Here is a 15,005-nt window from a genome sequence, read left to right on the forward strand (position 1 = left end):
TCACGTCGACGTCACCAAGGCGGCGAGGCGGGCAGCGATCTGCGCCCCGATATCGCGAACAGGGGCCGGTTGGCGCTCGGCGCCATCGGCAGCCGACAGCCGCAACAGGACCGGCCGATGGTCGGAGAACCGCTTCAGGTAGTCCACCTGACTCTTCTCCTTGGCAAGGATGAAGAAGTCCTGCGGGCCATAGAGGCGGGACATGTTCGGCGACAGGAACACGTGGTCGATCAAGGAGCGCGGGCTCTTCAGGTAGGTGAGCGCGCCTTCCGCCTCGTCCTGGGCGGACAACGGGACGAAGCGCGCCTTGGTCAGGGCGCCAAAGTCCCCGGATTCCAGCTCGGCGTTGAAGTCACCGCCGATGATCCAGTCCGCATCGGCGTGGTGCTGATCGACCATATGCTGGACGGCGTGGGCCAGAATCTGCGATGCCATGCGCCGCCGCTCCCATCCCTCCTCCATGGCTTTGAGATGAACCGGGACCAGGTAGAAGTCCGGCAGGGCGCCGGACTGCTGGCGTGGCTGGAAGCGGAACAGCCCGGGATGACGGTCAAAAATCTTGCCCGGCTTTGGCTTTGCGGCTTCCGGCCCCAGGTCGAAGTCCTCGCTCCTGAGGGCGAACAACTCTTCGAGCTCCGGCGGCCACCGCTCCAGCGTCCCGTCCACGGTCGCCGGGTTCCACAGTACGGAGGTCGTCTGCTTGGAGGTCGGAGCCCTGGGCTCGCTGTGCAGACACTCGAGGCGCAGGCCAAATTTCTCCTCGATCCGCCGGACCAACGCCTCGGTCGCCTTGGGCGAGGTCTCCACCAACGCCCAGATGTCGAGCCCGAGATCGGTGATCAGCGTCGCCACCTCGTCCAGCTTCGCGCTGTACCGATTGGCGAACCACTCGATGTTCCAGAACCCGACGTCGATGTCCTGCACGGTCGCCGAATAGGTGTCAACCACCCGCTCCGCGCCGGGCCGGTTGTCGCGCACACGCCGCCCGGCGGCGCCGAAGAAGCCGGCCAGGGTGTCGGCCCCGTAGATCTCGTTCAGGACGTTGTCGATCATCGGATCGGGGCGCCGGGCGCGTCGGTTCTCCAACTCGAGCGCGATGGCCGCGATCTTGATCCCCTCATTGACAAAGCGCGACACGACGCCAGCAGAGTCCGCCAGCCCGCTGTCGTTGGCGCGCGAGGCGTGGTGCAGCGCGATCAGGCGGCCGGTGCGGTCGAACACCGGCGATCCGGAGGAGCCCGGCTCGGTGTCGGTCGTGTAGTGGATGACCGCTCCGTCGGGCCGGGCTCCGACGATGTCTGTGTCTTCCAGCGAAACACGCTTCGGCTTGCCGCCCGGGTGATGAATGAGGAAGGCCCGCTCTCCGGAGCGGATGACGAAGGCGGCGCGCTCCATCCGGCTCACCCCGCCATCGGCCGCGGGCACTTGATCAATGCCGACGAAGGTGAAGTCCAGGCCGCCGTCGTACGGGCTCGTAACGAACAGCCGGTCCGGGTTCAGGCGATACTCCCGGCCGCGCTGCGGTGGGGCATTGCGGCCCTGCTGCAGGTCGGGGGCCCCGCGCTCAAAGTCGAAGGACACGGTGGCGTTGCCGGCCACCTCGGGCGAGTTGAGCACGTGATGATTGGTCAGCAGGATGTCGGGAGCGACCAGAAAGCCGGTCCCCATCCAATCGCCGGACCGGCCCTGGGAGTCGATGCCGCTCGTCCAGATGATGCAGACACCCTTGCGCCGCTTGGCCATGATCTCCAGGAAGACGGCATCCAGGGACTCGTCCAATCCTATGATCGCTTCGGGGCTGGCGATGCCGGTTTCCGTTGGGAACAGTCGTTCCGTCCGCCAGCCGAGCGACATGCGGTCGAGGTCCGGCACGCCGGCGGCTTTCGGCGGGATCTTGGCACTGGGCTCCACGAAGAAATCGACGGACGAGGGCGTGGTCCCCTTGCCGCGGCTCCCCCGATGCCGTGGTTTCGGTCCGTCCGGCCGGTCCGGAGCATCGCTCAATCCGGCGACCTCCATGTGCAGCCGGCTGAAACCGTCCTCCAGGATGAGTGGCTTGTCCATGAATCCCCGAAGCTTTTCGGTGACACGCCACTGTTCTGGCCGGGCGGCAACGATCTCGGGGCGAATACGCTGATCGGCCAACAGCCAGCCGAGGATAGCCGACGCCAGGGCTTGCGATACGGCATCCTTGTAGGCGTTGGTTTTCAGTCGTGCTTCCTCGTCTCGCACATCCATAAAGCTGACTTCGACCAGGCAAGCCGCGGTGTCCGGGGCATGGTGCTCCGGCCCCAGGACGCCCAGCTGGTCCACTTTGACGCCACGGTCCTTCAGATCCGTTGCCCGGAGCACCCCGGCTTGGACGGCCGCCGCCAAAGCTTTGGAGGCGGCCCTCGCCTGTGTGTGATGGAAGGTCTCGGTTCCTTGGGCTTTGCCGTTGAAGCCGTTCAGGTGGATGGAGACGAAGGCATCGGCCTCGACCTCCTTCGCCACGGCGGCCCGGTCCGCGAGGCTGAGATTGCGGTCGTCGTCCCGTGTGAGATGGACGTCAAACCCTTGCCGGACGAGCAAGTCTCGCGTTCGCAAACCAAGCTCCAAGGTGACGGTCTTTTCCAGCAGGCCGGTGGGCCCCTTGGCGTTGTTGGCGCTTGAGCCGCCCACTTCGCGATTCCCACCGTGGCCCGGATCGATAACGACGATCGCCATTCCACACCTCATGCGCGAAAAATATTGAGCGCGATGACGTGACAGCATGCCACCATCCGCGGTTGCGGCAAAGTCAAACGCACGGAGATTTCGTGGGTGACTTGAAGCATTGACTCCAAAGTGGAAAATTATTATCGACTTCACCGAATACACTTGCCACAAAAGAAAACGATTTGGAACAAATGTTTGTGGATCTGGGATGCGTTAACGCTTCCCATGGTGGCTCTCTTCGGTTTCCGTTGACCTGCAATCGCGTCGAAAGCCATCTCACAGGCGATCCCCACCAAGACTGCAAGATTGCATGGTCCATTTCAGGGAACTGTTCCGCAGTTCCTTGCCCCGCTCGCCGAGCGGAAGGTGTAGGATGTGCCATTCCGTAACATTCACGTCACTCGAACGGCCATTGGACAGGTCGAGAGTGCAAGCCGTAGGCTTTGGTGGTTATTTCTTTCTCCAATATGCGGTTATGCGCAGCGATAATTAGAGGAAAAAAACAGCCTTTTATTTAACATCTGGCGGAACAGTAGTGGGTTGCTTTCTCCGTGAGAGCCATGGGTGAGAAATGACCTCGCCGCTGCATGATTGCCTGATCCGGTTCTGGCGGGCCCACGGCGTGGCGCCGACGATCGCCGGGACGGGGTTTCTCGCGGCCGGCGCGGACGGACGCACCTACGCTCTGACCTGCGCCCATGTCGCCAACTTGGCCCTGGGCCGCGGGATGACCGAGGACCGCGCACCTCAGGATGGCATGGTCACCGCCGACCTGGTCGGCCGCGGCACCACGGTCACTTTGGAGTTGGTGGCGTGGCGGCCGCCCGCGGCCGATCCAGCGGGCGCGGGACACGGACGTGGCGGACATCGCCGTGTTCCTCCTCCGGCCACCGTTCACCCCGCCGTTCCGGCCGGCCTTGCGGATCGAGCCGCCGCGCCGGGTGGTGGCCCCTGGGCAGCGGGTGGCGTTCCACAGCTTCGGCTTCATGGGGGCGCAGGACGGGGTTCCGGTGCACGGCGTCCTGACGGCGGTCGACGCCAGCGGCTGGTTCGTGGCCGACGGCGATGGCCAGTTCGAGCGCTTCATCGAGGAGGGCTTGAGCGGCGCCCCGATCTTCGCGAACGGCCGCGTGCTGGGCATGGTGGTCCAGCGGCTGGAAAAGGACGCCAAACAGGGGGCCAAACAGGGGTTGGTGATCCCCGCCTTCTCCCTGGCCCGAGCCTGGCCGCCGCTCGCCAGCCCCTATCCCGGCCTGCCGGCCTTCGATGTCGACACCGCCCACCTGTTCTTCGGCCGTGGCCGCCCCGTGGACCCGGACGCCGAGCCGACCGGCACGCTGAAGGCGTTGCTGGACCGCCTGCACACGCAGCGGCTGGTCGCGCTGCTCGGGGCGTCGGGCAGCGGCAAGTCCTCGCTCGCCAAGGCCGGGGTGGCGGAAGTCTACCGCCGGCGGGGGTGGGCTGTGGTCACCGTCCGGCCGGGCCTGACGCCCTTGCGCAACCTGGCGGAGGCCATCGCCGCCGAGGTGGAGGGCCTGGGGCCCGGCCCGGAGCGCCTGGTCGCCATGGACCGCTGGGAACGGTCCCTCGAGGCGGGCCGGCTGGCCGAGGTGGTGACGGCCGCGCGCGGGCAGGGAGCGCTCGGCCTTCTGGTCGTGGTCGATCAGTTCGAGGAGTTCTTCACCAGCGCGGCGGGCGAGGGTGCCGCTCACGCGGGCGGACCGCCGGCCGACGCCGGCGCGGCGGAGATAGACCGCCCGGGTGTGGGACATCTCGGGAAGCACTCCGGCTTCAATCGTGCTGGAGGGGCACTCCAACGATGTGCTGGCGGCGACTTTCAGCTCCGAGGGGCGCCGCATCGCCACAGTGTCGAGCGACAACACTCTCCGCCTGTGGGACGTTTTCCCGGACCTCGATGAGCTGTCCGCGCTGGTGCGCAGTCGGCTGACCCGTTGCCTGTCCATCGCCCAGCGGGAACGGTTTGGTCTGTCGGTGGAGGACCGATCCCGCCCCCGCGACCTCATCCCCGCCCCGGACGCGCAGGGCCGATGTCCCCAATGAGCCACCGTTCCCTCATCACCAGCAACTGGGAGAGCGGGCAAATTGCCGTTACCGTTGCGGTGGGTAAGGACTCTCTCGACATCATCGTCGCTGACACCGGTATCGGGATCCCGGCCGAGCGGATGTCGGAAGTCGGGATGCCCTTTACGCAATTCAATGATGCACACTCGCGACCGTATGCCGGAACTGGATTAGGGCTGCATATCGCAAAGTCTCTGGCCGAACAGCATGGGGGTTCCTTGGATGTCGACAGCCAGCCGGACGTCGGCACAACCGTAACGATCCGGCTGCCGCGAACTCGGTTGACCACAATTCGCGAGTTGCTCGCCGGGTAGGCTCATACGGACGCTGGCGTGTTGCAGGGAGGCGAGACGTGCAAGTGCTCGCCCCAGCCCCCGCCTTGCTCAGACGACGCGGACGGAGTTCGGGCGCCCAAGATCGAGCATGCGGCTGAAAACCGCGATACTGAGGCCTGCGCCTGGTCGCCGCTGCTCCGCCGCCACGCCGTCCGGGATCACCCGCCTTCGGTATCATCCTAGGGAATGCTCCCTGGGTCACAGGACTGCGCTTCCCTGTTGAGGGTGCAAAGAAAGGGCTCCCCCATGCGCACGATCAAAATCAGCAGCTCCGGCTTGCGCATCGCCCAGGTCGCACCCCTTTACGAAGCGGTGCCCCCGCGGCTGTACGGCGGAACGGAGCGGGTGGTTTCCTATCTGACCGAAGAACTGGTCCGGCAGGGGCACGACGTGACGCTGTTCGCGTCGGCGGACTCGCGCACTACGGCGCGCCTGTCCCCCTGCTGCCGACAGGCCACGCGGCTCGACTCCGCCGTCCGGGACCCGATCATCCATCACCTCCTGATGCTGGAGCATGTTCGCCAGCAACGCGACGCGTTCGACCTGATTCACTTCCACACCGACTACCTGCACATGCCCATGTTCCGGGATCGCGCCGGCCGCACGGTGACGACGCTGCACGGCCGGCTCGACTTGCCGGACCTGCAGCCGTTCTACAGGGAGTTCGACGGCATGCCGCTGGTGTCCATCTCCGATCACCAGCGCGCACCAATGCCACCGGTGCGCTGGCTCCGCACGGTGCACCACGGCATTCCCGCCGATCTGCTCCACCCCCGGTTCGCACCGGGCGGCTATCTTGCCTTCCTTGGCCGCATCGCCGCCGAAAAGCAACCGGACCACGCCATCGAAATCGCCAAGCGCGCCGGCCTGCCTCTGAAAATCGCCGCAAAGGTGGACAAGGCCGACAGTCAGTATTTCCGGGACACCGTCGAGCCGCTGCTGGATCATCCGCTCGTCGACTTCATCGGCGAGATCGGCGAAGACCGGAAGAGCGCCTTCCTTGGCAACGCGGCGGCGTTGCTGTTTCCGATCAACTGGCCCGAACCGTTCGGGCTGGTGATGATCGAAGCGATAGCGACCGGGACTCCGGTGATCGCGTACCCCTGCGGATCGGTGCCGGAGGTGATCGAGGACGGCGTCACGGGCTTCATTGCCGACGGCATCGACGCCGCGGTCGGCGCCGTGCGACGCCTGGGCGAAATCGACCGGCGCGGCGTCCGCCGCCGCTTCGAGACGCGCTTCACCGCCGCCCGCATGGCCGCGGATTATATTACCCTCTACCGCCGCCTGCTCGACGGTCATGAACCTTTGGTCGAGGTCGATGCCGCGTGACGGGGGCCTACCATCATGGGCGTGGCCGCGGTCCCGAAGGGATCGCGCCCGAAGCTCCGCCCTGACCTCCATCGGCCCACCCTATACGCGGCCTTGAGACGGGAGCACCGCCATGGACGATCGGATTTCGAACGACGAAGCCGACCCTGTGCCCGAGTTCTACATTCCGGCCACGACCTCGCTGGCGGAACTGGAACCGCGCACCCTCAAGCACGGCGACAGCTTTGCGGTGTTCGATCACTACGGAGACGTCCTGCGCTCCGACCGCAGCCCGCAGGGCCTCTTTCACCGCGACACGCGCTACCTCTCGCGGTTGGAAGTGCTCATCGACGGCAAGCGCCCGCTTCTGCTGAGTTCCACGGTCGATGACGAGAATGTGCTCATGTCCGTCGACCTTACCAACCCCGACCGCTTCGACGGGCGTCAAATCGACCTATCCCGCGACAGCATCCACCTGCTGCGCAGCAAGTTCCTGTGGATGGGCCACAGCTACGAGCGCTTCGCCTTCCGGAACTTCGACACCAAAGCGCACGAGATGACCGTGGAGATCCGCTTTGCCGCCGACTTTGCCGACCTGTTCGAGGCGCGCGGGCAGCGGCGCGCGAAGCGCGGCAGAAGCCACCAGCCTGTCGTCGGTGCGGGGCGCGTGGTTCTGGCCTATGATGGACTGGACAACGAAAAACGGGTCACCACCGTGCGGTTCGACCCGGAACCGGAATTTCTGACCGGCACCGCCGCACGCTTCCGCATCGCGTTGGCGCCGGGGCAGCGCAACGTGGTGCTGATGGCGGTCACCTGTGCGGCGCAGCCGGCGCACGCCTTCAGCGGCGAACGCTATTTCTTCCGCCTGCGCCAGGCGCGCCGGGCGGTGCGAGCGGCAAAGCGGCGGACCGCCTCGGTTACGACGGCCAACGCCTTGCTCAACGAGGCGCTGGAACGCGCCCAGGCCGACCTCGCCATGCTGATGACCGACACCGACGAGGGTCCCTACCCTTACGCCGGCATCCCATGGTTCAGCACCATGTTCGGGCGCGACGCCATCATCACCGCCCACATGATGCTGTGGGCCGATCCGACGGTTGCCCGTGGCGTGCTCATGGCGCTCGCCGCGCGGCAGGCGACCGCCGAGGATCCCCTTCGCGATGCCGAGCCCGGCAAGATTCTGCACGAAACCCGCGGCGGCGAGATGGCCAACCTGCGCGAGGTGCCCTTCGGCCTGTATTACGGCGGCGTCGATTCCACGCCGCTGTTCGTGATGCTGGCCGGCGCCTATTTCGAGCGCACCTTGGATTTGCCGACGATCCGCGCGCTGTGGCCGCACATCGAGGCGGCGGTGACCTGGATCGACGCCTACGGCGACCGCGACGGCGACGGCTTCGTCGAATACGGCCGCAGGACGGAAGAAGGGCTCGCCAACCAGGGATGGAAGGACAGCCACGATTCGATCTTCCACGCCGACGGCACGCTGGCGCAAGCCCCGATCGCGCTGTGCGAGGTGCAGGGCTACGTCTACGCCGCCAAGCGGGCGGCCGCGCGGTTGGCGCGGGCGATGGACATGGGCCCGAGGGCGGATGCCCTCGACGATCAGGCGGCCGAACTGGCCTTCGCCTTCAACCAAGCCTTCTGGTGCGACGACATCGGCACCTACGCGCTCGCGCTGGACGGGCAAAAGCGCCCATGCCGGGTCCGCAGTTCCAACGCCGGGCACACGCTGTTCAGCGGCATCGCCGACCCGCACAAAGCAGCGCAGGTTGTGGCCACCCTGATGAGCGGCGATTCCTTTTCCGGCTGGGGGATCCGCACCATTCCCCAGGGCGAGAGCCGCTACAACCCCATGTCCTACCACAACGGCTCCATCTGGCCGCACGACAACGGGCTGATCGCGCTGGGATTGGCGCGCTATGGGTTTAAGGAACCGGTCCTGCGCCTGTTCGGCGGCCTGTTCGACGCGAGCCTGTACATGGAACTGCGCCGGCTTCCGGAACTGTTCTGCGGTTTTTCGCGGCGGCCGGGCAAGGGCCCGACCCTCTATCCCGTCGCCTGTGCGCCGCAGGCCTGGGCCAGCGCCACGCTGTTCGCCCTGCTGCAGGCGTCGCTCGGCATCGCGTTCGATCCGGCAGGCGGGGAAATCCGCTTCGACAACCCGCGTCTGCCGTTGTTCCTTGATGCCGTGCAGTTGAGTGGCGTGTCGCTCGGCCCGGCCTGCGCGGACGTGTCGTTCTGCCGGCACGGCGCGCAGGTTGCGGTTTCCGTGATCAAGCGGACCGGAAACCTCCGGATCATCACCGTCATCTGAAGGGCCGGGGGAACGGTCGACGATCAGCTCTTGACGCTGGTGTTCGGGTTCCGCTTGTCCTCGGGCGTGATCGGCCCCTTGCGGCCCTTCGACCCGCCGTTCCATTCCTGCGCCTGGCGGATGTGATCACCGCCGTCCCGGTCGTTCGGCCGGCTCTTGCTGCCGCTGACGGCCTTGCGACGGAGATGGTCGTCGTCTTCGGTCATGGCTGTCTCCTCTCAAAGTCTGTTCAAGATCCGTCTGCGTCTCACACCTCGACCCGGTCGAGCAGGTCGTCAATGGTGACGCCCGGCAGTGTCGTGGCGAGGGCGATCTCTTCGACGCGGCGAAAGCGGCCGTGCGTCTTGCGGTAGTCGATGATGGCGGCGGCCTGCTCTTCGCCGATGCCCGGGATCGACAGCAACTGCTCCTTGCTCGCGCGGTTGAGGTCGACTTTCAACATCCTGTTCATGGCTCCCTCGCAACACATCAACGCGCCACCTCCGTCGGCGGTGTCGGCGAGGCCCGGCCGGCATCCTCGTCGAGGACCGTCCCACGGTCGATTTCCACCAGCGTCACCGCGGCTTCCACAATGGCGTTGCGCTCCGCGCGCGGAAAGGTCCACAGGGCGCGCAGTTCCGTGGGAAGCTGCTGGATGACATCGTCGATTTCGCCCGGCGAGACATGGCGGGCGAGCAGCGCGAAGACGCACCGTGTCGCCAGATTGGGATCGATCTCCTCGTGGCCGGGAGCCCGGTCGCGCACGCCGTCCAGGAATTCCTGGACGGTCCGCACCCGCGTGGGGTTGGCCGCGGGTTTCCAGCTGTTGAAATAGAGGCCGCAGACGAGCATCGGCAGCTGTGCCGCGAGCTGTGCCGCCTCATCGACCGTCAGCCGGTCGCGCAGTTCGTGGAGAACGGCCCGCAGGGACGCATAGGCGGTGTCCTTGCTCGCGGCCTGCATGTCCTCGCGGAGTTCGTTGAGCCAGATGTCGGCTTCCTGCACCGTCCGGTTGATGGCGGCTGGTCTGTCCATTTTTGTCCTCCGTATCGGTTGTCGCGTTCTTTGCGCCTTTGGCGGGCCAAAGCGGATCGCAATCCGCTTCAGTGCGCGTAGGTGCCGACCAGTTCGGCTTCGCCCAGCAGGTGTTTGCCGGCCTCCTTGCGCACCTCGTTGACCGTCGCTTTAGGCCCGAGGCCGAGCGCGTCCACGTCCAACGCCATAAGGCGGAAGCGGTAATGATGCGCGGCGTGCCCGCGGGGGGATTGGGGCCGTCGTAATGCGCGTGGCCATAATCGTTGATCCCGTGCCCCAGGCTTTCGGTCTTGGCGCCCGCGGTGACGCCCTCGGGCAGGCGGTCGCGCTCGGCGGCTACGTTGTAGACGGCCCAATGATGGAAAACGCCGCGTGGCGCATCGGGGTCGTCAACAATCAGGGCATAGCTGCGGGTGCCGGCGGGGGCATCCCTCCATTCCAGCGGTGGCGAGATGTTGCCGCCATCCGCCGTGTGCCTTGACGGGATCGTCTGCCCGTTCGGGAAGGCCGGGCTGTATAGAGCGAACGGCATGCTATCGATCCCTCGTGTTTTCGCCGCGCGATGCGTCTCGTTCCTGCGGCTGATCTGGAACCTCACTGCGGACAGCCTGCCGTTGCTGGAGTCCGGAGGGGGCCTTCACCTCGGCGGAGGCACCCGGTGCCTCACGCAGCCATTCTCGCTTCACGCAAACGCCCATCGGATGCTCCCGAACGTGCCTGTCGACGGAGATCCTCCGGCCCACCGTGGGGTGGTGAGCCGGAGGTCCGCGGTCGAGCTTTCCGCGGGTGGAAGGGCCTTCAGCGGCGGTGTGCAGATCATGCTTCGGAGGCGACCGTCACCCTCGACGGCGCGGCAGGGGGTTCGAGGAACGCCGAGATTGACGCCGCTGGACGAGGTCGCTGCACACCCGCTCTCCCGCATTCACGCCACGAAGTATCGTGCCGCATCGCCGGCTGGCCATCCGGCGTGTGCCTGAGGGAGATCCCTTACCGACGGCCTCAGTGATGCTGCACGACAGGCGCTTCCACGAGAGCGACCAATCCACGCAGTTCGGATAACGGGCAGCCGTCGTGCGGCTCAGCGCGTTACCGAGCCATCCATGCTCGATTCCTTGCACATGCCGGTGCCGGTGAACGCAGGACGCGATGATGCGGATTGGCGGATGCGGGCGCACACGGCTCAACGTTGATTCGTCCGGCGGCCAGCGTATCGATGAGCAGGGTCGCGCAGACCCGAAAGATCCGCTTCCTGATCGGCAGCTCGGCATGCAATGCCGCAACCGCATCCGGCACCTCCAACAGGCGCGACTCAAAACCATTTATTCTGCCCTCATTCTTTCAGGACACTACAGACTTCTTGGCTCCTCTTGCTATTGGGGCAGGAACTATTTCGGCAGTGGAAAGTTAATGAAGCGACCATCTCCCGCCTCGTGGTCGTCCACCGTACACGAGGGAACTCGCCATGATCTCAGCGTCATCGTCACAGGAGCCTCTAGGGTTTCTCCGCGGCGGGGGAGAGCTTGGCGCGCTGATGCGCGCAAAGGACTGGTCGACCCATCCGCTTGGACCACCCGAGACCTGGACCCAGAGCATCAAGACCGCCGTCAGCCTTTGCCTGAACTCCCGTTTCCCGATCCTGCTCTGGCTTGGCCCCGAGCTCCGCATCGTCTACAACAACGCCTACATCCCGTTCCTCGGCGAGACGAAGCATCCGGCCATGCTCGGCGCCCCCGGGCGCGAGGCTTGGAGCGAGATCTGGCCGGCCATCGGCCCGATGCACGACGAGGTCCGGGCCGGGCGAGCAACCTGGGTCGAAGACCTCCAGTTCTTCTTCGCCCGGCGGCTGCCGCTCGAAGAAGTCTATGTCACCTTCAGCTACAGCCCGATCCTGGCGGAGGATGCCCGCACGCTCGAAGGGGTCTTCTGTGTCTGCACGGAGACCACCGAGAGGGTGCTCGGCGAGCGGCGGCTCTCGACCCTGCGCGACCTCGGCCTGCGGGTGTCCGAGCAACGCACGGTCGACGCCGCCTGTCGGAAGGCCGTCGAGGTTCTGGACGCCAACCCCTTGGACATCCCGTTCGCGGCCATCTATCTCCTGGATGAGGATGGCGCAACCGCCCGCCGGACCGCGGGGGCGCGGCTGTCCGATGATCCATCGACGTTCCCTACGGTTTTTCCACTCTCCGAACATGCCGCGCACCAGCCCTGGCCGTTGGCCGCGGTCGCACGGACGCAAAAGGCCGTGGAGGTGCGCAACCTCCCGAGCCGCGGCGGCATATTCACCGCCCCCCTATGGCCCGACCTCGTCCAAACCGCCCTCATCCTTCCCTTGGAGATGCAGAGCCAATCGGCCTTGGCGGGGTTCTTCATTGTCGGGATCAGCCCACGGCGCGTTCTGGACGCGGATTACCGCAGCTTTCTCGACTTGGTGGCGGGGCACATCGCGGGAGGTGTTGCGGATGCACGGGCTTTCGAAAGCGAACGCCGGCGCGCGGAGGCGCTTGCGGACATCGATCGGGCCAAAACGATATTCTTTTCCAACGTCAGCCACGAGTTCCGCACGCCGCTCACCCTGATGATAAGCCCCCTCGAGGAGTTGCTGGCCAAGCCCGAAGGCGAGTTGCCGGAGGACGGCCGGGTTCTGGTGACGATGGCCCATCGCAACAGCCTGCGCCTGCTCAAGCTCGTGAACATGCTGCTCGACTTCTCCCGCATCGAAGCGGGCCGGGCGCAGGCGGCCTACGAACCGACGGACCTTTCGCGCTTCACCGCGGAACTGGCGTCGAACTTCGGCTCGCTCTGCGAACGCGCCGGCTTGCGGTTCGACATCGCCTGCCCGCCGCTTCCGCAACCGGTCTATGTGGACCGGGACATGTGGGAGAAGATCGTCCTCAACCTGCTCTCCAACGCCATCAAGTATACCTTCGAAGGCGGGATCACCGTGCGCATGGCCGCGACGACCGACGGCGTCGCGCTGCGGGTCAGCGACACCGGAATCGGCATTCCGACCGCGGACTTGCCACAGATCTTCAAGCGCTTCCACCGCATCGAGGGCCAGAAAGGCCGCTCGTTCGAGGGCAGCGGCATCGGCCTGGCGCTCGTGCAGGAACTGGTCCATCTGCATTGCGGCATAATTACGGCCGAGAGCAAGGTCGGCCGGGGCACGACGTTCACGGTTGGCCTGCCGTTCGGGACAGGCTCCCTGCCGGCGGAGCGGGTCGGGGTTCCACACTCCCAGTTCCTCACCTCCGCGCGAGCGGCCGCCTACGTCGAGGAGGCGCTGCGATGGCTGCCCAGCGATGACCGCGCAGACAAGATGCCGCGCCTTCCGGGTGAGGTGGCGGGTGCAGCGCGTTCCAAGAAACGCGCAAGGATTCTGCTGGCTGACGACAACGCCGACATGCGGGACTACCTGATCCGCCTGCTGTCAGCGCACTGGGACGTCACGGCGGTCCCGGATGGCCAGGAGGCGCTGGCGGCGGCGCGGCAGCGCAGGCCCGACCTCGTACTGTCGGACGTGATGATGCCCTGCCTGAGCGGAGTCGACCTGGTAACCGCTCTACGGCGGGAACCGAAGCTCGCGGACGTGCCGATCATTCTTCTGTCCGCACGCGCCGGCGAGGCGGCACAGGTGGAGGGGCTCGCCGCCGGAGCCGACGACTATGTCATCAAGCCGTTTGCCGCCCGCGAACTGCTGGCCCGGGTGAATTCCGCCCTTGCCCTGTCACGGCAGCGCCACGACGCGGCCGACCGCGTGCGCCGAAGCGAAGCGCAGCTGAGGGCGGCCGTCGATCTCGTCGGCATGACGCTTTATTCCTGGGACCCGACGACGGACGCCTTGGATTGGGATGCGCGCCTCAAGGCCATGTGGGGCCTGCCTCCCGAGGCCCACGTGGACGTGGACATCTTTCTGGGGGCGATTCACCCGGACGACCGACCGCGCGTCGAAGCGGCCATTGCGCACTGCCGCGATCCCCGGGGCGACGGCGTCTATGCCATCGCCTATCGCGTCATCGGAATCGAGGACGGGGTTGAGCGGTGGATCTCCACGCACGGCCAAACCGTCTTCGACGCGGGGCGACCCATCGGATTCATCGGGGCCGCGCTCGACATCACCGCGCACAAGCGGGCGGAAGATGACCTGCGTGAGAGCGAAGAGCGCTTCCAGCAATTCGCCGCGCACTCCACCAGCGTGCTCTGGATGGTCGATGTCAGGACCATGCGCATGGAATACCTCAGTCCCGCCTACGAGCAAGTCTGGGGAGAGCCGCCGGACGCGATGCTGCAGGACTGGCGTCCCCACTGGCTCGGGACCGTGCACCCGGAGGATCGGGAGCTTGCAAGCGGCGCGATGGACCGTGTCCTGCGGGGCGAGACTGTCGACCAGGAGTACCGCATCGTCCGGGGCAACGGCTCGGTGCGCTGGATTCGCGACACCTTCTTCGCCATCCGCGGCACGGGCGGCCGGATACGGCGCGTTGCCGGTATCGCCCAGGACATCACGAACCACAGCGGCTCGCTGATCTACGTGATCAATGCCGAGGAAGCGTCTCAGCGAGAGTTGCTCCTCCTGCTGCGAGGCGTTGGGTATGACGTGAAGGCTTTCACGTCCGCGCGTGCCTTCCTCGAGATCGCGCCGGCGCTGATACCCGGCTGCGTGCTGCTCGACATCAGGGCGCCGGAGACGGGCGGCCTGGCGATCCCGAGGGAACTCCGGGCGCGGCGGATCCACCTCCCCGTGATCGTCATGGGCAGCTGCGATGGAAACATCAGGTTGGCGGTGCGGGCCATGAAGGCGGGCGCGGTGGATTTCTTGGAAGTGCCTTACGAGCGTGAGGCGCTGCTGGCCGCGGTGGCGTCTGCCTTGGCCGACATCCGGGACACGGCGGAACGCAGCAGCGTTGCGGAAGTCGCGCGGGCACGCATTGCGGACATGTCCACCCGTGAGCGGGCGGTGCTGGAGGGGCTGCTTGCCGGCGGTACGAACAAGACCATGGCCAGGGATCTTGGGATCAGCCCACGCACGGTGGAGAACCACCGGGCCCACGTGATGGAACGGCTCGGCGCACGTACCCTGCCCGAGGCCGTGCTCATGGCCGCGGCGGCAGGCCTGCGCCCCCCGCTCCGGACACAGGGCGAAACGCAGGAGGAGTAGGGGCACGCCGTAGGGATGTGCCGGATTGCTGCGCCCCGGCCCCATCGTGATATTGCACATCGTCTTGCAGTTGGTGGCGCAACCACGTTCCGAC

10 protein-coding genes and 1 pseudogene are annotated in these 15,005 nt (G+C 66.3%); 6 read left to right on the top strand and 5 right to left on the bottom strand.

What is annotated here, in order from left to right:
• Complete coding sequence (locus Sp245p_RS18985; protein WP_014197783.1) at nucleotides 1–2,706, bottom strand: N-acetylmuramoyl-L-alanine amidase; 2,706 nt, start codon at nucleotides 2,704–2,706, stop codon at nucleotides 1–3.
• A 743-nt stretch (nucleotides 2,707–3,449) separates the two neighbouring features.
• Here Sp245p_RS18985 and Sp245p_RS18990 point away from each other — a divergent pair.
• The 5 genes from Sp245p_RS18990 (at nucleotide 3,450) to Sp245p_RS19005 (ending at nucleotide 8,742) form a co-directional block, all read left to right on the top strand.
• On the top strand, nucleotides 3,450–4,616 hold the full coding sequence (locus tag Sp245p_RS18990) for an nSTAND1 domain-containing NTPase (protein ID WP_129557196.1): 1,167 nt from the start codon (nucleotides 3,450–3,452) through the stop codon (nucleotides 4,614–4,616).
• Nucleotides 4,519–4,758: a WD40 repeat domain-containing protein gene (locus tag Sp245p_RS36435; protein ID WP_338084157.1), complete on the top strand. Its 240-nt coding sequence runs from the start codon at nucleotides 4,519–4,521 to the stop codon at nucleotides 4,756–4,758. The genes Sp245p_RS18990 and Sp245p_RS36435 overlap by 98 nt, the downstream gene beginning before the upstream one ends.
• A complete protein-coding gene (locus Sp245p_RS18995; RefSeq protein ID WP_158310412.1) occupies nucleotides 4,755–5,093 on the top strand; it encodes an ATP-binding protein in 339 nt (112 codons plus the stop codon). The genes Sp245p_RS36435 and Sp245p_RS18995 overlap by 4 nt, the downstream gene beginning before the upstream one ends.
• A 297-nt stretch (nucleotides 5,094–5,390) precedes the next feature.
• On the top strand, nucleotides 5,391–6,446 hold the full coding sequence (locus Sp245p_RS19000; protein WP_041812719.1) for a glycosyltransferase family 4 protein: 1,056 nt from the start codon (nucleotides 5,391–5,393) through the stop codon (nucleotides 6,444–6,446).
• A 112-nt stretch (nucleotides 6,447–6,558) separates the two neighbouring features.
• Nucleotides 6,559–8,742 (top strand): amylo-alpha-1,6-glucosidase, encoded by a 2,184-nt coding sequence (locus tag Sp245p_RS19005; protein ID WP_014197790.1) that lies wholly within the window; start codon nucleotides 6,559–6,561, stop codon nucleotides 8,740–8,742.
• A 23-nt stretch (nucleotides 8,743–8,765) separates the two neighbouring features.
• Here Sp245p_RS19005 and Sp245p_RS19010 read toward each other — a convergent pair whose 3' ends face one another.
• The 4 genes and pseudogenes from Sp245p_RS19010 to Sp245p_RS36545 all read right to left on the bottom strand — a co-directional run bounded on the left by Sp245p_RS19010 (nucleotide 8,766) and on the right by Sp245p_RS36545 (nucleotide 10,288).
• Nucleotides 8,766–8,948: a hypothetical protein gene (locus tag Sp245p_RS19010; protein ID WP_014197791.1), complete on the bottom strand. Its 183-nt coding sequence runs from the start codon at nucleotides 8,946–8,948 to the stop codon at nucleotides 8,766–8,768.
• Nucleotides 8,949–8,989: 41 nt separating this feature from the next.
• A complete protein-coding gene (locus Sp245p_RS19015) occupies nucleotides 8,990–9,184 on the bottom strand; it encodes a ComEA family DNA-binding protein (protein WP_052584379.1) in 195 nt (64 codons plus the stop codon).
• Between the two features lie 26 nt (nucleotides 9,185–9,210).
• Nucleotides 9,211–9,756, bottom strand: a complete 546-nt coding sequence (locus Sp245p_RS19020; RefSeq protein ID WP_014197793.1) for a DUF2267 domain-containing protein — start codon at nucleotides 9,754–9,756, stop codon at nucleotides 9,211–9,213.
• Nucleotides 9,757–9,824: 68 nt separating this feature from the next.
• A pseudogene (locus tag Sp245p_RS36545) lies at nucleotides 9,825–10,288 on the bottom strand (YbhB/YbcL family Raf kinase inhibitor-like protein).
• Between the two features lie 999 nt (nucleotides 10,289–11,287).
• Between Sp245p_RS36545 and Sp245p_RS19030 the strand changes: the two are divergent.
• Nucleotides 11,288–14,911: a response regulator gene (locus Sp245p_RS19030; protein WP_165359986.1), complete on the top strand. Its 3,624-nt coding sequence runs from the start codon at nucleotides 11,288–11,290 to the stop codon at nucleotides 14,909–14,911.
• The last annotated feature ends 94 nt before the right edge of the window (nucleotides 14,912–15,005 follow it).

This window comes from Azospirillum baldaniorum, from assembly GCF_003119195.2.
Taxonomy (GTDB): Bacteria; Pseudomonadota; Alphaproteobacteria; order Azospirillales; family Azospirillaceae; genus Azospirillum; species Azospirillum baldaniorum.